Here is a 16,081-nt window from a genome sequence, read left to right as displayed (position 1 = left end):
TTCTACCCTAGATGGTTGATGGTACTTCGATAATCAACTTTCCGTAGTCTTTTAAAAGCTATGTTTTTGGCTCAGTTACCATTTTTAACATGCTTTGTTGAATTTCGTAGGACGTTTCCCTGAGATTAATTCCTCTGTCGGAAAGTTTCCACAAGTAAACTGTTATTCCAAGCAATAAGCGAGAATATAACATTTTTTTCGGAGTTACAGAAATTATATATAATCAGAAAACTCTAGGTATTGTAATGGTTTTAGGGATTTCTCTCAATTCTCCTTAAAGTATTACCCCGCCCTAAGAACTCTATTTTTAGAGACCATTTATAAAGTAAATCTTTAGACGACAAGACGACGCAGCATGAGACGAGTCATAACAGCATAGATGGCAGCTTCACTCATTTCAGGGAGACGTTCATAATCCTTACTGAGACGACGGTACAGGTTTTACCAGCAATCATGTTCTCCCTACTACTCAACGTTTTGGCATGGTCGCGATCGCCTACTTATACTTGCAACTCAAATCCAGGTAGTATATCTTCTCCAGAAACAATCGCTGGCATTTGCACAACTTCTACAGGTTTTAAAAGTCTGTAAATTTCAACCTGGCGATCTTGAGGATTAATCAGCCAACCCAAACGCAGACCATTTTTAATGTATTCCTGCATTTTCTCTTGAATCGGTGCAAGGCGATCTGTCTCCGAACGCAGTTCAATCACAAAGTCGGGTACAAGTGGCGGAAATTTTTTTCGTTGTTCTGGTGTTAAAGCTTCCCACCGCTCTAATTTTACCCAAGCAGCATCAGGAGAACGTTTTGCACCGTTGGGAAGTATAAAGATAGTTGAAGAACTAAAAACTTTCCCTAATTTAGCTTGACGATTCCAATTATTTAAGTCTGTAATTAAATCTGCTTCTTGATTTCCGCTTTCTCCTCCGACTGGTGGTACAATTATTAATTCTCCAGATGCGTTCATTTCCAGGCTGACATCACGATTGGCAATACACAATTGATAAAATTGCTCATCGGTTAAATGAGCAATCGGTTCTAGATTTAGCACAACAGTATTCATTAAACCTTTCCTCGCGTCTTTATTGCTAACATCAGTAGGAAATTATTGCTTGTTGGAAGATTTATTGAAGTGTAATTTGAAACCCTCCTATACTTATACTTGCAACTCAAATCCAGGTAGTATATCTTCTCCAGAAACAATCGCTGGCATTTGCACAACTTCTACAGGTTTTAAAAGTCTGTAAATTTCAACCTGGCGATCTTGAGGATTAATCAGCCAACCCAAACGCAGACCATTTTTAATGTATTCCTGCATTTTCTCTTGAATCGGTGCAAGGCGATCTGTCTCCGAACGCAGTTCAATCACAAAGTCGGGTACAAGTGGCGGAAATTTTTTTCGTTGTTCTGGTGTTAAAGCTTCCCACCGCTCTAATTTTACCCAAGCAGCATCAGGAGAACGTTTTGCACCGTTGGGAAGTATAAAGATAGTTGAAGAACTAAAAACTTTCCCTAATTTAGCTTGACGATTCCAATTATTTAAGTCTGTAATTAAATCTGCTTCTTGATTTCCGCTTTCTCCTCCGACTGGTGGTACAATTATTAATTCTCCAGATGCGTTCATTTCCAGGCTGACATCACGATTGGCAATACACAATTGATAAAATTGCTCATCGGTTAAATGAGCAATCGGTTCTAGATTTAGCACAACAGTATTCATTAAACCTTTCCTCACGTCTTTATTGCTAACATCAGTAGGAAATTATTGCTTGTTGGAAGATTTGTTGAGGTGTAATTTGCAGCCCTTCAAATAATGAATCTTCTCAACTATCAGTACCGCGTTTGGTTTGGTGATATCACCTTCGGGAAGTGCGATAAATTCTTTGAGGGTGAGTTGGGTTTTGAGTTGAATCATAGTTGATCTTGAGGAATGACTCTATTTTAAAGAGGATGCGATCGCTAAACAACGGCAAACTATCACCGAAAACTCATTAGTTTAACGGTACTATTAGCAGAAGCGATCGCTGCAACAATAATTCAACGTTCCTTTGATAATTTCATTGGATGATTTCAGCTACTTAGTTTTACTCGATAGCGAGCGGCCTACATCATGGCTTCTTACTGATTTTTGGAATTTAATTGCATAGGCCCCAAATATTTGGTTAAATAAGGCGAAAAAACTTCATAAATTAATGTCAGTGGCTGCCCATGATGCCAAAACAAGTAGTGGCGACCCCAAAAAGGCCCAGTTACACCAAAACCTGATTCTAGTGCCAATGAGTCTCCGTAGTAAATTCCTCGAACATCTCGATACAATTCTGTGCGAAGACGAGCTAAACTTGCCCAAATTGGTAATGAACGGTTTTGTAAATACTCATCGACATGACTGGCTTCCCACCACGAAGTAGCATAGGCTAATCTTTGACCAGAAGCGGTACGCAGCCATACTTGTCGCCGTAATCGCGGTTCTGGGACAGCTTGGATTAACTCAGGAGCAGCATCCAAGTCAATGCCAATCAATGACATATCAATAACATCTACTTCTACAGGCTCACCTGTGAGCAATTCTAAGTGACGTGTTGGAGAGCCGTCACCCAAAAGCATTAGCTGCCATGTAGGTGCTAGCTGAGTGTGAGGTAAACTTTGTTGAATTATTTCCTCCCCTCCTTGCCAAATCGGAGTGAGGCGATGCCAAGCTGGTGGCAGTGTTAAGTTGTTTGTTGGCGGAAAAGAAATAGTCAATGCTTTTTACAAAACTTCACCTATTTCTATAAAAGCATAAAGGACTAGTACTTTGACAAGGCAACTTTACTTAATATCTAGTAAGCACTGAAGTGCTTCGGAAGCAAACTTAATATTTAAGGGTCAACAGTCTAAGGTTTTTTGACCTGTGACTATTGACCCTATGCTTAAACAAGCAAAAATGCGGATGGGGAGACTCGAACTCCCAAGGCAAAGCCACACGCACCTCAAGCGTGCGCGTATACCAATTCCGCCACATCCGCATGGTTTCTCTAAAAATAGACTATAGCATAAGAAAATAATTATAGTAAGGTGATATCTAAATTCAGTTGCTCAAAAAATAAATTTTCTCAAGGCGGTATCAGACTGACAGAAATTTAGCAGCTGTACAAGTGATATTGATTGAAAAGGGTAGAGCTACTGTGTTCGGCAGGGTGCGATCGCGTATCCGTCTGCGGTAGTCGATGTCTACGACGGGCTATGACGCTACGCGATCGCTATCGGCTTCGCAAAAGCCCAGCTTGGTAGTCTAGCCAAGACTTACAGCAGCAATGTTGTTAGTGTAGTAAGACCCGTAGAGGCAGCAAGCCTGCAATGTGCAAGCTTACTTAGAATCAGGGTGGCGAATCTCCTGCAATAATTTGAAATAATGTGGAAGCATTGTTTCAAGTTGGATCGGAGAAAATGTCAATCTACTGGTAATGATATCGAAACTAAAAAATGAAGTTTGACAAAATATTAATTGCCAATCGGGGAGAAATCGCCCTTCGCATTCTCCGCGCCTGTGAAGAAATGGGAATTGCCACAGTTGCGGTTCACTCCACCGTTGACCGTAATGCTCTCCACGTCCAACTTGCTGATGAAGCGGTTTGCATTGGCGAACCTGCTAGCGGTAAAAGTTATTTGAATATTCCCAATATTATTGCTGCTGCACTGACGCGCAATGCTACTGCCATTCATCCAGGCTATGGTTTTTTGGCAGAAAATGCTCGGTTTGCGGAAATCTGTGCCGACCATCATATTGCTTTTATCGGCCCAACTCCAGATGCTATGAGACGGATGGGCGATAAATCCACTGCCAAAGAAACCATGCAAAAAGCTGGAGTACCGACGGTACCAGGTAGTGAGGGATTGGTAGAATCCGAGCAAGAAGGATTAGGATTCGCCAAGGATATCGGCTATCCAGTGATGATCAAAGCTACAGCAGGTGGCGGTGGACGGGGTATGCGCTTAGTTCGTTCTGAAGACGAATTTGTCAAACTTTTTCTCGCCGCCCAAGGCGAAGCAGGAGCAGCTTTTGGGAATTCTGGCGTTTACATAGAAAAATTTATTGAACGTCCCCGCCACATAGAATTTCAAATTTTGGCGGATAACTATGGTAATGTCATCCACTTAGGCGAACGGGATTGCTCAATTCAGCGCCGGAATCAAAAGCTGTTAGAAGAAGCTCCAAGTCCAGCTCTCGACCAAGACCTACGTGAAAAAATGGGACAAGCTGCGATCAAAGCTGCCCAATTCATTAACTACAGTGGGGCGGGTACTATTGAGTTTCTCTTGGATAGATCCGGTAAATTCTACTTTATGGAAATGAACACCCGGATTCAGGTAGAACATCCTGTAACAGAAATGATTACTGGGATAGACTTAGTTGCCGAACAAATCCGCGTTGCTCAAGGTGAAAGACTCAAGCTTACCCAAGACCAAGTAGTATTACGAGGTCATGCGATCGAATGCCGAATCAACGCCGAAGATCCCGATCGTGACTTTCGCCCTTCTCCTGGACGGATTAGTAGCTATCTGCCCCCCGGAGGCCCTGGTGTGCGAATTGATTCCCACGTTTACACAGATTACCAAATCCCACCTTACTACGATTCTTTAATCGGCAAGTTAATCGTTTGGGCGCCAGACCGACCCACTGCTATTAACCGGATGAAACGCGCGCTGCGGGAATGTGCCATTACTGGATTACCTACCACCATTGGGTTTCATCAAAAAATTATGGAAACTCCGCAGTTTTTACAGGGTAATGTCTATACAAATTTTGTACAGGAAATGAACGGGTAGGAAAGTAGGGAAGGAAAAAGGTTATAGGTTACAGGCGACAAGGTTATAACCTGTAACCTGTACCCTAATTAACACGAGATAGCATAGTCAACAATCCTTGTTGACCTAACAGGATTTCTCGCAGCAGGCTGAAGATACCAACCCAAATAATAGGTGTAATATCTACCCCACCTATAGGTTGCACCAGCTTTCGCAAAGGTATTAAAAATGGCTCAGTTGGCCAAGCTATTAAATTAAAGGGCAAACGATTCAAATCCACTTGCGGATACCAAGTGAGAATGATACGAAATATAAATAAGAATGTCATAACCCCTAACACAGGGCCAAGAATCCAAGCAGTCAGGTTAACACCAGTCATCGGTTTTAGGTACTATCTATCTGTAAAAAAAGAAAAACTTAGGCACAGGCAAGTTGCGCTTTGCATAGACATAGCTACAAAATTTTAAGCTTTGTAAAGCACTCCGATCGTTATTTTAACTAAATGCTGTCACTTCTTTCTGAAATAGAAAAGCGAACTCGCCCATGTGGTTAACTCAATAACTGGTGAAAGAAGTTACCAAGTTTGGCAGTTCAGAGTTAGAGGCTTCTCAAGAAAGTAATTCACTATTAAAATTAGGATGAAGTGTGTAAAAAAAGGTTGAGAAGTATGACGCCTTCTTTAGCAAATTTTCTTTGGAGCCTGCTATGGGGTACAGCAATTGTTGTAATACCCGCTACTGTTGGTCTAATTTTCATTAGCCAAAAAGATAAAATACAGCGTTCATAATGCTTATGAGAGTTAAATTAGCTCTCGTAATCGATTGTCTGTCAGCTATTTACTTAAATTGCACTAAAAGCAGCATAAACTGCGACTGGTGGCAGTTGTAGCTGACAGACATAGACGTTTTTACTTTTCGGTGAATAGCTTCAGAGCTTCTTTGCCAGAGGCTTTGAAGCTTCAATATATCGTGCCTAATTACAGTAGTGATTTTAATTGTGACTCGCTAACATAGATTTGATATTGGGAAAACAGCAATGATAAATTTTGGGCTGAACTCAGCCAGTTTTCTGGCTCAGGTAAATTTTGGGGCAAACTCAGCCAGTATTCTAGGAATTTTCCTGGCTGTGGCTGGGGCAGCACTGTATTTTCTCCGCACTGTGCGTCCGGAATTGTCACGGGATCAAGATATCTTTTTTGCGGCAGTCGGCTTACTTTGCGGCTTCATTCTCGTCTTTCAAGGATGGCGACTAGACCCGATTCTACAATTTGGTCAACTGCTTTTAGTTGGCACAACTGTGTTTTTTGCAGTTGAAAGTATTCGTCTGCGAAGTATAGCTACTCAGCAAGCAAAGCGCAACACTCCGATTGTGGACGAAGACCGACCGGTTAGCGATCGCTATTCGTACAATAATCGCAGAAACTATCAAGCTGAAATGGAGGCAGACTTAGATCCATTGCCTTATGAAGACGAGGAAGAACGCCCAGTGCGTCCCCGGATTCGCGGTAGCAGGGATGAGATTTCAACTCGTGATGACTACTATCAGGAACAACCTCCCCGTCGTACAGAACGCCGCAACAGCAGCACTAGTGAAAGACAGGCTCCATCTGATAGAACGCGCCGGCGGACTTCTGGGCGTCCTGTAAATCGCCCTTCTGAAAGCTTTGAAGAAGAGAACTGGGGTTCTTCATCTAGGCAAGTTGATGATTGGGAAAATTCGGGTGGGGAAGTTAGAAAACCTTCTCGCCGTAGTAATAACGGGTCACAGCGTCCCGAAAGTCGTGAAGATGATGTTTCTCCTAGACCGAGAAGGCGTCGTCCGCCCACTGACTCAACTTCTCGAAGACCGCGCGAAGATGATGATGCGATCCCAACCGATTATGTGCCATACAACCCAATTGAAAAACCAAATGAGGGGCCAGATAATCTAAGTGACTTTGATGACGATGTTTAAAACAGTTGGCGTGCAAGTAGGTTTAAAGGCGACGGAAAACAGTTGAGGTGGAAAAATTTACGCCTGCATTTTGGCTCCAAAGACCAATTCATTGGAGCCTGGTTTTTGGTTTAACAAGTTTGCTTGTATCTTGTGGTTCTAACGATATTCCCATAGGGCCTACTTCTCTTAACAGTCGCTACACCGAGGAGCAACCTGCTTTGAGTGGAAATGGACGCTTTTTAGCGTTTGTATCTAATCGGAATGGTAATCAGCAGCTACTAATGTACGATTTGGAGAGGCAACTGTTTATTAGTACACCGGGAATAAACCGACAGGAGACAATTGCCGAAAGTCCTAGTTTGAGCTACACCGGGCGTTATATTTCTTATCTTACTAGTGACCAGGGAAGACCAGTGGTAGCGCTTTACGATCGCGCTACGCAACAGTCGCAAATTGTCACACCAATTTATCGCGGCTGGGTCAGAAAACCAAATATTAGTCCAGATGGACGTTATGTTGTCTTTGAAACTGCTACTCGTGGTCAGTGGGATATTGAAGTCCTAGACCGGGGGCCAAATATTGAGTTAGATATTCCCAATGGTGCAACCGTAGGTTCACCTCCGTAGGAGTTAGGAGAGACGCGATTAATCGCGTCTGTACAGGAGTTAAAAGTTAGGAGTTAGGAGTTGTGAGACTATTGACTAATGACTAATGACTAAATTATATGAAACGTGTTTTTTTTATACCTATATTTTTCTGTTTAAGTTTATTGACTGGGTGTTTTGGCTACCCTCGGATTTTGAGTTATCCCTTTGATCCAGGGGGTCGAAGTCTTAATAGTTTAGCGTCGGAATTAAACCCCCAAATTTCTGGGAGATACATTGTTTTTATTACTGACCGACGCGGTAGCCAAGATGTTTATATGTTTGATACGGTAACTCGTGATTTGGTTGATTTGCCAGGTTTAAATTCCTTTGATGCGATCGCAAATCATCCTAGCGTTTCACAAGATGGTCGTTATATTGTATTTGCTGCTAGCCGCCAGGGGCGATCGGCTATTTTTCTCTACGACCGAGAAACACGCCAATCACGGAATTTGACCAACAACCTGCAAGCCGAAGTCCGCAACCCTACAATTAGTGCTGATGGTAGCAGGATTGCTTTTGAGTCTAGTAACAATGGTCAGTGGGATGTTTTAGTATATGACCGTTATGGACAGCCGTTGAATATACCTCAAGAACCGCGTTGAACTATAGTTAGGGGTTAGGAGTTAGGAGTTAAAATTCCTCACTCCTAACTCCTTAGGGACTTCCAATTAAAAAAATATTCCATTGCTTAGAAGGCAGGGGAGCAGGGGGCAGGGGGCAGGGGGAAAGAAAGTCGTGTTGATAGGGGTGAAATGGGATAATTTATTTTCTGGAAGTCCCTTACTCCTCCTTCCTCACCTTTAACTTTTGTTTTCTACTTGTTGAACAGATTCAATGAGCGATCGCACTTGTTCCGTACCCTCAGAAGATTCAAATGATAAAGGAAACTTACCCCGGAGGATCATCCGCAAACCGAGGGGTGCAAGACTGAGTAATCCTTTTAAATCCTGAAAATAATTACCAACTACTTGTAAACCAAATTGGCGTTCATCAATCCAACCACCTTCTTTAACTAAATCTATCAATACTTTCCGGTGACGAATTGAACGACTATCGCTGACTTGTTTTTGGGTGAGAATTTCTTGTTTAACTTTGGTGATTTGTTCTAATGGTGCAACTTCCATTGGACAAACAGAATCACAGTACAAACAACGGGTGCAACCCCATACGCCTTTAGTACCTTCGTTATAGCTTGCTAAACGATTTTCGGTATCGCTATCGCGGGAGTCTGCTACCATTCGGTAAGCTTTGGCAAGGGCATGGGGACCTACAAAGTCTGGATTAACTTCACGAGCGTTGCATTCAGAGTAACAAGCACCGCACATAATACAGTTACCAGTTTGATCGAGGCGCGATCGCTCTTGTGGTGTTTGCAAAAACTCTCTTTCTGGTACTTGTCGTGCTGCCGTACTCACATAAGGGGCAACTGCCTCTAGATTATTCCAAAAGCTGCTCATATCTACAACCAAATCTTTAATCACGGGCATATTGCCAAGAGGCGCGATCGTGATTTCAGCAATAGCATTTACTTTACTTTGAGATGATGGTATTTGTTGTAATCTGGCAAGTTCGCTCCCAACATTTTCTTTACAAGCTAAAGCCGAACGCCCATTAATTCGCATAGCACAGCTACCACAAATAGTATTGCGGCAATTTTTGCGAAATGCCAAAGTTCCATCTTGCTCCCACTTAATATGATTGAGGCAATCCAAGATTGTATTACCTGGTTCGGCCTCTACAATGTAGGTTTGCACAACAGGGGAGGAATTTTGTTGCTGTCGAATGACCTTAAAAATAACTTCCATAAATACTAACCAAAATTTTAAAATTACTTCACCAGCCTCAACAATCATGAGTCAAAGCAGCTAGTTGCGAAAAGTGAGTTATACTTTTTGCCCCTAATTCAAACCCTGGTGTTAATAGGCTGACGATTAAAGCGCGACTGATTCTAGTTTAAGGATAACCATTAAAATTTTACTTGTACTAGCGCTGTAGGCAAGATTTTTGTCAAATTCTAAGTTAAAACGCCAAAAATGTCATCGCAGCTTTGCATTGAATTTATCTGTTTGGCAATGTAAAGGAAAGAGAGTTTGCTTCAAAAGTAACTTCAGTTGATCTTTGATCTAGCGATCCTATCCAAATGAAATGCATCTGAAGTTAGCAACATGTCTTGATGTCAACTTTAGTCAAGCAGTCCTGACAGTAAAATTCCACCTTCGCCACCACTTGACAGAATTTTTTGATTATATAGAAGTCTGAAAGCCCATGTTTAATATATAGTAGTGGCAATCAAGCACTAAGCAGATGTTAAGAGATTTGTTCATCCCATAGACAGACGTGCAAAATCCTCTGGCCGCTTTTGACCTGAAGATAATAAACCGAGGAAAAATCCTCACCACTTTCAAATAAAAGTTAGAGTAGCGCGAAACCCGGAGGTGCATGACTTTTCACTTTTTGGCTTGCTCTCAATCAACAAAATATGCGATTGAACTCATTGGTCAAAATTGCTCGTCTCAATATATAAATTTTTATAAAAGCCAGATAGCAATGCTCGCGCTTGCAATAATAAAGGGTTAAGAAAATCGTCACTGCTTTTTTCAACTTTCAAGTCCAGGAATTTAAATAAAAATTTACCAGCAACTTTAATTCAAAATTAAACAACTATTTTGCTATTATTAGTCCATGCTAGTATTTAATATAAAATTACGAAGTAGCAAAACCAGAATCAATAGCCGTATCAGCGCGGTTACTACTGCTTTGTTGATTCGTAATGTAGAGACAAGAAAATTCGCGTCTCTATTGGTAGGACAAAAGGGTGTATGCCCGTAGGACTCTATTGAAATACTATGCTGTCCTAACCTTGAGAGGACGAGTGGAGAAAACTCTACTTGCTCATTGGCAAGAAAGGCAAGCACTGAAAGTGAAAAACCTGCAATTTTTTGGGTCTACGACTTATTTGCAGTAGAACCTAACCCCATTTGTAATGGTGGCTGAAAGTTACACCGCTACAGTAGCGCTAAAGAAGAAAATAGTTTTCTTTCTGATGGCGAATAATGGTTAAAAGTGCCGTAACATCACCAAAATTAATGTCTGTGGCAACTATGGCCTCTAGTTGGTTGTAGACAACCATATATAGAAGTGCTTTTGGCTCCTATCGGCAGGAATTCACCCGTTACACTAGGGTCTTCAGTAGCTCTATGCAAATGCTAAAAAATTAAATGCTGGCATGAGACTACATAGTTTATCAGTTTGGAGAGAGTAAGGAAAATTTGAGCATAATGACTGAAACTGCAACCGCGCCATTAACTGGAAAAGCACTACTTGCTAAAGTAAAAGAACTTTCCACATTACCACGCCGAGAAAGAGCTAAACAGTGCGGCTATTACACTGTTACTAAGAATAACCAAGTTCGTGTTAATCTCACCGATTTTTATGACGCTTTGCTATCTGCTAGGGGAATTCCTCTAAGTCCAGAAGCACCTAAAGATGGTCGTGGTCGCGAACCGACATATCGGGTTAGTGTCCATCAAAATGGTCAGATTGTAATTGGTGCTACATATACCAAAGCAATGGGCTTGAAGGCTGGAGATGAGTTTGAAATTAGGCTGGGATACAAACATATTCACCTGATTCAACTAGGTGAAAGCGATAAAAAACTAACCTCACAAGATATAGATTCTGACGAATCAGACGAAGATTTAGAAGACGAAGAGTAAATTTGCTGATGGTAAGGATAAGTTTCAGGTGATGATAACTTGTCCTTACCTCGACAGCAAATTGGTAGCCAGGTAAAAAATACGATTAGACCCCTTGCAGAATTCACCAAATTTAGTAGAGTCTTGATTAATCAGCAAGAAATCTATAATGCAAGAAGTCTATCGTGTTTTTTTGTTTATTTTGATAAATTTCTTTGAGTCTTCGGTCAACGCCTTACTGGCGTTTAGAGAAAATGCACCGCCACTAGTTATAGTGACGGCATTTTTTGTTTGCTGGATAGTTTGCTGGTTGCCAGTAGCAACAGTATCAGCAATATTGCTTAATTGGCAACCTTCTAAACCTTTACAGCCAGAGCAAAAAATGCCTTTATTGGTGTCACTTTACCTGTTAGCTCCCCCGATCCTCTGGGGAGTTGTTTGGTTGAGTAATAAATCTTTTTCAGATTACGGCTTTGTTGCCAATTTTTCAACTCTTGGTTTTTTAGCGCTAGGTTTTGGTTTGGGAGTGCTGAGTCTAGCTATTGTATTTAGTGGGCAATTCGGGTTAGGTTGGTGTTCTTTTGAAAAGTCTAATTTCAAATTACTACTACCCATATTGCTACCGATTTTCTTGATAGCGTTATTAGTCGGTGGGATAGAAGAATTAGTTTTTCGCGGTTTCCTGTTCACAGAATTAGCACAGGATTACCCAGTTTGGTTAGCAGCAGCAATTTCTAGCTTGATTTTTGCCTTGTTACACTTGGTTTGGGAGCAACGCGAAACTGCACCCCAACTTCCTGGATTATGGCTGATGGGAATGGTGCTGGTGTTAGCACGCTTTGCCTCTAGAGGTAATTTGGGTTTAGCTTGGGGATTGCACGCAGGATGGGTATGGGCGATCGCTACCATAGATACAGCAGAATTAATTACTTACACTGGTAAAGCCTCTGACTGGTTTACAGGTAAAAATAAAAAACCCCTAGCTGGCTTGGCGGGAATTATTTGTGTATTGGGAACTGGAGTAATTATTTGGTTCAACTCTTAAGTATTGTAATTTCCCATAGAGAGATGTACGTTAACGCAGATCCCCGACTTCTCCAAAAAATCGGGGATCTAAATCCAACGATTTAGTAGGCACTATTCCACCCTACTAATCTTTATTTAGTGCTCAAAACTACTCAGACCTTCGGATTCTGTCAATTTCTCGTTGTAATTCTTCAATTTGGCGGCGTAAAATTTCTGTTTGATTTTCGGAAGATTCTGCTGAAACATTTACCGATCCGGAAGCAGGCGATCGCTGATAATTTCCTCGGCGAATTTGCTGATATTCTTCGGATACAGCCCACGACCGTAAGTAATGCAAGCGTTCAACAGGGAAAGGATGACTCAACATCATACCCTGAGCGCCATTGTAGATTAAAAACTTATATATCTGATTCAGTCCATCCTCGTCCAATGCCTGATAATTTTCTGACTGCTTGATAAACTCTTGTAAACTACATTCATTGGCATATTTGTTACTACCGCCAGAAAGTTTCATCATCGTTGACATCACAGGATTCAAGTCATCCATTACTAGTAGTGCAGCGCGATCTGACGATAACTCGGCTTTGCGCCGCCATTCAAAAAAGGCGTAAATCAAGCCTTGGGTAACAATATTACCGATGCCGAAGGTCAATTCTCCCAATGCCGAAGCAGCACTCATCGCCCACATCGCCATTTGAATTAAAATAGTATGACCACATTTAATATGCCCCAGTTCATGGGCTAGCACCGTCCGAATCTCGGCTTCGTCTAGTAAGTTTAGTATCCCTGTATTTATGACTATGTAAGGATTTTCTTGCCCCAAGGCATAGCTATTTACTTGGGGATTTTGCGAGACAAACAGTGTTGGTTCTGGGTAAATGTCCAAATCTCGGACGCATTCCCGAAACATCTGGTAAATAGTGGAATATTGACGCGGCCCGACTTGGATGCTGTTACCCATTAGATAGACTAATTGAGGGCGTTCGTAGATAAATTCCACAAATTTACGAGCGATTAAATCAAATCCTGGCAAATTTCGTAAAGCTTGCTCCGCTTGGCGATCTAGTGGATGCCTGAAGGCTTCGCTGGAAATTCCTGTGTAAGTTGGCATAATTTAGGGTATTGGATGATTGGTCATTGGTCATTGGTCATTGGTCATTAGCAAAGGACAAAGGACAAAGGACAAATGACAAATGACAAATGACAAGATAATAGAAATGGGGCAATTGGAAGTAAAAATCACTTTGTATGGAATTGAAAGCGTGTGATTGAGGCAGAAGTTCATTTGTCACTACATAACTTTTTGCGATCGCAAGCGGGGTTCCCTTCCTGGCCCCATCATTTGACGATGGCACGGTTGGTAGCACGCGCCTTGCGCCTGGGACGTAGCGCCCTAATTCAAGTAGGGGCGGTTTGTGGCTATCAAGGGCGGTATCGTACTAGTTTTGTAGCATCAGCCCTGATGTGGCATGGCCCTGTAATTATTGTTGCTCAAGAAACAGTGCAGCAACTTCTGCTGCGGGTTGAAATTCCCCGTCTACAGCAGTGGCTACCAACCAATAAATCGATTAGGACAGGTGATGCTTGGCCTGATGCCCAGTTCCAAGGGCTACTGCTGACCTCCCCAGAAGCTTGGTTAAAAGGACAGTTAACTGGTGGCTCACGCTTTCCCCAAGGCATTCCCACAATTATTGATGGGGTAGACGATCTTGAAGATTGGGTGCGTCATCAACTTACCCAAGATATTCAACCCGATGATTGGGATCAACTCATGCTAGCTTGTCCCAACCAAGCTGAGGCAATTCGTGAAGCACGGATACAACTAACACACGAACTTTTTCAGCATCCTGCTAATCCATATCAGTGCTATCTAATTTCCCAGCCAGAAATAGAAATTTTAAGCCGTCTCTATTCTGCTTTAGAGTCAGTACAAGCACTGCCAGAACCTTGGAAACAATTCTGGCAACAATTTCAAACCCTCAACGAAAATCTTTCCTCCCCTGCTCTCTTCTGGGCGACTATTGCCCATCGGCAAGGTTTATTTTCTTTGCACTACGCCCCAATGGAATTAGGGGAAATACTCTCGCCGATTTGGCAGCGACAACCAGTAGTTTTAATTGGCAGCGCTATCGAACCGGAAACTGAGGCTCCCCTTTTTCGCCAGCGCCTGGGTTTGGAAGATTTAACTTGCTTGAAGTTCTCTTCGGAGAGTCAAGCAGAAGCAATTCAACTGTATGTACCCTATAAGTTGCCCTTACCCAACACGCCAGAATTTCAAGCGGCATTTATTCACAAAGTCCGCACACTGGTTTGTCTAAGTGCGACAGCGCCAGGATTAACTGTTGTCTTGGTGGGGGATGTACCACTAAAGGCTCAAGTAGCGGCAATTCTGGCTTCAGAGTTTGGTTCGCGGGTGCAAGTAGAAAAAACTTGTTTAGATGAAAATGGTATTTTGATTAGCGGTTGGGAATTTTGGCGAGAACATCAACGAGTTTTGCCAGCACCCCATCTGTTAATCATTGCTACGTTGCCCCTACCATCTTTGGAAAATCCCTTGGTAGCTGGTAGGGTAGCTCTTTATAAGCGATCGCATCAAGATTGGTTCCGTTTATACTTGTTGCCAGCAGCTTTAAATGAATTACAACGGGCGATCGCTCCAGTACGAGAAAGTCAAGGGATTGTGGCTTTGCTTGATAGTCGTGTAGTTAACCGCAGCTACGGCGCTCAAATTCTCACAGCTTTAAGTCCTCTGGCACGCATTAACTATCTCGATCCCAGCCTGTTTTCCAATACCGATGAGGAAAATTCTGCTTAAAATTCAGTTACCAGTGACGCCACTTGACGGCAGTTGCTCCACTTGGTGAGCGAGTCCGGTCTTGTTGTTTCAACAAAGAGGAACTCGCGAACCCGAAGGGGGAGACCCCAAGACCGCACTGCCTCCTCCACTTGGGGAGACCCCAAGACCCTTCGGGTTCGGCAGTCCCCCAGACGCTCGTTCCGACGCTCGTTCCTCGCTACCGCAACGCTTTCGCTACCGCTAGCGCTAACGACGGAAACCGCCATCGCGCTTCGCGTCTCCCCTTGGGAGAAGACGGGGGCTGCCTACCGCAGTGGTTCCCCAATGCCCAATTTAAATTTTGACGAAGCAAAGCGCGATCGCCTAAAAGCAAGCATTATTATCAGCTTATAGAAGGTGATGCAATTCATCGCCTTTCGAGTAAGCATAATTCCTGGCAAAATAAATTTAGAACCTAAGTAGAATTTGAGTTGCTGATTATGGGTGAAGCAAAACGTCGTAAAACCACACTAGGGGAAACATACGGTAAAGAGACTCGGATATTGTCTTGGATTCCGATCACAAAAACTCAAGGCGAACAATTTGTCACTTGGACTACTCGCGGTGCTTGGATAGGCATTGGTCTAATGGTTGTTGGATGGGTAACAATCCGTTTTATCGGCCCAGCTTTCGGTTGGTGGCAAGTAGTCTCTTAATTCATAATTGAATTAGTTGGAGTCTAGATATCCAACTAATTCAAGACTGCAAAAAAAGACAATAACTCGCAAGTGTCTTGCCAATAATTACAAATTACATTAGCGCAACGGTGGGCAGTTTGCGTACCCTATGGGAAAGCAAGCTAGGCGTAGCCTCTTGTAAAAAGCATGATGACGAATTACGAATTAGTTAACTGAGTTATTAATAAAAAATAATTACTCATTTTGGATAGATAATCGAAATATATTATATATGCATTAAATTTGGCAAAACCAAATTAAGATAAGAATCCTTCTAAATTCATCGTGCTTTGGTTTGTACAAGTTTTTGAAAATAATCTAAAAATACCTGAGAATATTGCCTAAATGGCAACATTGTTCTGCTGAGTTTAGGTATTGTCAGTGTTAAGTTTTCCCCTTGTGGATTCTACACTCACACTTAATCTACTAACATCACTAATTTGGTATAAATTGTTATTTCCCTGCTTTTGCAACTACTT

At 42.2% G+C, this 16,081-nt stretch carries 16 protein-coding genes, 1 tRNA gene and 1 pseudogene; 9 read left to right on the top strand and 9 right to left on the bottom strand.

Annotated elements, in window-relative coordinates:
* Positions 1-333 precede the first annotated feature (333 nt).
* The 6 genes and pseudogenes from RMY64_RS28115 to RMY64_RS28090 all read right to left on the bottom strand — a co-directional run.
* A pseudogene (locus RMY64_RS28115) lies at positions 334-441 on the bottom strand (IS5/IS1182 family transposase); the annotation flags it as partial.
* Positions 442-500: 59 nt separating this feature from the next.
* On the bottom strand, positions 501-1,064 hold the full coding sequence (locus tag RMY64_RS28110; protein ID WP_322701714.1) for a Uma2 family endonuclease: 564 nt from the start codon (positions 1,062-1,064) through the stop codon (positions 501-503).
* A 93-nt stretch (positions 1,065-1,157) separates the two neighbouring features.
* Positions 1,158-1,721: a Uma2 family endonuclease gene (locus RMY64_RS28105; protein WP_322701714.1), complete on the bottom strand. Its 564-nt coding sequence runs from the start codon at positions 1,719-1,721 to the stop codon at positions 1,158-1,160.
* Between the two features lie 42 nt (positions 1,722-1,763).
* The gene (locus RMY64_RS36935) at positions 1,764-1,916 is read right to left on the bottom strand and encodes a hypothetical protein (protein WP_409883748.1); all 153 of its coding nucleotides are present in this window, start codon (positions 1,914-1,916) and stop codon (positions 1,764-1,766) included.
* Between the two features lie 203 nt (positions 1,917-2,119).
* Positions 2,120-2,743 carry a chorismate lyase gene (locus RMY64_RS28095; RefSeq protein WP_322701713.1) on the bottom strand — a complete coding sequence of 208 codons (624 nt, stop codon included), beginning with the start codon at positions 2,741-2,743 and terminating at the stop codon, positions 2,120-2,122.
* 182 nt (positions 2,744-2,925) lie between these two features.
* Positions 2,926-3,006 (bottom strand) — tRNA-Leu (locus tag RMY64_RS28090).
* 457 nt (positions 3,007-3,463) lie between these two features.
* Here RMY64_RS28090 and accC point away from each other — a divergent pair.
* Complete coding sequence (gene accC / locus RMY64_RS28085) at positions 3,464-4,807, top strand: acetyl-CoA carboxylase biotin carboxylase subunit (protein ID WP_322673968.1); 1,344 nt, start codon at positions 3,464-3,466, stop codon at positions 4,805-4,807.
* Positions 4,808-4,871: 64 nt separating this feature from the next.
* Here the strand turns inward: accC and RMY64_RS28080 are convergent, their stop codons facing one another.
* Positions 4,872-5,165, bottom strand: a complete 294-nt coding sequence (locus RMY64_RS28080; protein ID WP_094350101.1) for a YggT family protein — start codon at positions 5,163-5,165, stop codon at positions 4,872-4,874.
* 288 nt (positions 5,166-5,453) lie between these two features.
* Between RMY64_RS28080 and psbX the strand changes: the two genes are divergently transcribed.
* The 4 genes from psbX (at position 5,454) to RMY64_RS28060 (ending at position 7,970) form a co-directional block, all read left to right on the top strand.
* Positions 5,454-5,573, top strand: a complete 120-nt coding sequence (gene psbX / locus RMY64_RS28075; protein WP_174709687.1) for a photosystem II reaction center X protein — start codon at positions 5,454-5,456, stop codon at positions 5,571-5,573.
* A gap of 248 nt (positions 5,574-5,821) precedes the next feature.
* Positions 5,822-6,739: a Ycf66 family protein gene (locus tag RMY64_RS28070; protein ID WP_322673967.1), complete on the top strand. Its 918-nt coding sequence runs from the start codon at positions 5,822-5,824 to the stop codon at positions 6,737-6,739.
* Positions 6,740-6,786: 47 nt separating this feature from the next.
* Positions 6,787-7,347, top strand: coding sequence for a hypothetical protein (locus RMY64_RS28065; RefSeq protein ID WP_322673966.1), 561 nt, complete (start codon positions 6,787-6,789; stop codon positions 7,345-7,347).
* Between the two features lie 98 nt (positions 7,348-7,445).
* Positions 7,446-7,970: a Tol biopolymer transporter periplasmic protein gene (locus RMY64_RS28060; RefSeq protein ID WP_322673965.1), complete on the top strand. Its 525-nt coding sequence runs from the start codon at positions 7,446-7,448 to the stop codon at positions 7,968-7,970.
* 198 nt (positions 7,971-8,168) lie between these two features.
* Here RMY64_RS28060 and RMY64_RS28055 read toward each other — a convergent pair whose 3' ends face one another.
* Positions 8,169-9,173, bottom strand: a complete 1,005-nt coding sequence (locus RMY64_RS28055; RefSeq protein ID WP_322674023.1) for a succinate dehydrogenase/fumarate reductase iron-sulfur subunit — start codon at positions 9,171-9,173, stop codon at positions 8,169-8,171.
* A 1,473-nt stretch (positions 9,174-10,646) separates the two neighbouring features.
* Here RMY64_RS28055 and RMY64_RS28050 point away from each other — a divergent pair.
* On the top strand, positions 10,647-11,084 hold the full coding sequence (locus RMY64_RS28050; protein WP_094350106.1) for an AbrB family transcriptional regulator: 438 nt from the start codon (positions 10,647-10,649) through the stop codon (positions 11,082-11,084).
* 148 nt (positions 11,085-11,232) lie between these two features.
* Positions 11,233-12,108, top strand: a complete 876-nt coding sequence (locus tag RMY64_RS28045; protein WP_322701712.1) for a type II CAAX endopeptidase family protein — start codon at positions 11,233-11,235, stop codon at positions 12,106-12,108.
* A gap of 129 nt (positions 12,109-12,237) precedes the next feature.
* On the opposite strand, the gene RMY64_RS28040 is transcribed toward RMY64_RS28045, so the two are convergent.
* Positions 12,238-13,200 (bottom strand): M48 family metallopeptidase, encoded by a 963-nt coding sequence (locus RMY64_RS28040; RefSeq protein WP_322701711.1) that lies wholly within the window; start codon positions 13,198-13,200, stop codon positions 12,238-12,240.
* Between the two features lie 153 nt (positions 13,201-13,353).
* Here RMY64_RS28040 and RMY64_RS28035 point away from each other — a divergent pair, with 153 nt between their 5' ends.
* Both RMY64_RS28035 and RMY64_RS28030 read left to right on the top strand, forming a co-directional pair.
* Positions 13,354-14,904: an ATP-dependent DNA helicase gene (locus RMY64_RS28035; RefSeq protein ID WP_322673962.1), complete on the top strand. Its 1,551-nt coding sequence runs from the start codon at positions 13,354-13,356 to the stop codon at positions 14,902-14,904.
* Between the two features lie 461 nt (positions 14,905-15,365).
* Positions 15,366-15,581, top strand: coding sequence for a DUF2839 domain-containing protein (locus RMY64_RS28030; RefSeq protein ID WP_322682217.1), 216 nt, complete (start codon positions 15,366-15,368; stop codon positions 15,579-15,581).
* The last annotated feature ends 500 nt before the right edge of the window (positions 15,582-16,081 follow it).

The organism is Nostoc sp. DedQUE08, from assembly GCF_034530895.1.
Lineage (GTDB): Bacteria > Cyanobacteriota > Cyanobacteriia > Cyanobacteriales > Nostocaceae > Nostoc.
The sequence above is the reverse complement of the archived record's forward strand: the minus strand, read 5'-3'. Positions and strand labels throughout refer to the sequence as shown.

Excerpts from the sequence above, each read along its gene's own strand:
- RMY64_RS28110 (WP_322701714.1), bottom strand. The coding sequence starts at position 1,064 with ATGAATACTGTTGTGCTAAATCTAGAACCGATTGCTCATTTAACCGAT.
- RMY64_RS28105 (WP_322701714.1), bottom strand. The coding sequence starts at position 1,721 with ATGAATACTGTTGTGCTAAATCTAGAACCGATTGCTCATTTAACCGAT.
- RMY64_RS36935 (WP_409883748.1), bottom strand. The coding sequence starts at position 1,916 with ATGATTCAACTCAAAACCCAACTCACCCTCAAAGAATTTATCGCACTT.
- accC (WP_322673968.1), top strand. The coding sequence starts at position 3,464 with ATGAAGTTTGACAAAATATTAATTGCCAATCGGGGAGAAATCGCCCTT.
- RMY64_RS28080 (WP_094350101.1), bottom strand. The coding sequence starts at position 5,165 with ATGACTGGTGTTAACCTGACTGCTTGGATTCTTGGCCCTGTGTTAGGG.
- psbX (WP_174709687.1), top strand. The coding sequence starts at position 5,454 with ATGACGCCTTCTTTAGCAAATTTTCTTTGGAGCCTGCTATGGGGTACA.
- RMY64_RS28070 (WP_322673967.1), top strand. The coding sequence starts at position 5,822 with ATGATAAATTTTGGGCTGAACTCAGCCAGTTTTCTGGCTCAGGTAAAT.
- RMY64_RS28060 (WP_322673965.1), top strand. The coding sequence starts at position 7,446 with ATGAAACGTGTTTTTTTTATACCTATATTTTTCTGTTTAAGTTTATTG.
- RMY64_RS28055 (WP_322674023.1), bottom strand. The coding sequence starts at position 9,173 with ATGGAAGTTATTTTTAAGGTCATTCGACAGCAACAAAATTCCTCCCCT.
- RMY64_RS28050 (WP_094350106.1), top strand. The coding sequence starts at position 10,647 with ATGACTGAAACTGCAACCGCGCCATTAACTGGAAAAGCACTACTTGCT.
- RMY64_RS28045 (WP_322701712.1), top strand. The coding sequence starts at position 11,233 with ATGCAAGAAGTCTATCGTGTTTTTTTGTTTATTTTGATAAATTTCTTT.
- RMY64_RS28040 (WP_322701711.1), bottom strand. The coding sequence starts at position 13,200 with ATGCCAACTTACACAGGAATTTCCAGCGAAGCCTTCAGGCATCCACTA.
- RMY64_RS28030 (WP_322682217.1), top strand. The coding sequence starts at position 15,366 with ATGGGTGAAGCAAAACGTCGTAAAACCACACTAGGGGAAACATACGGT.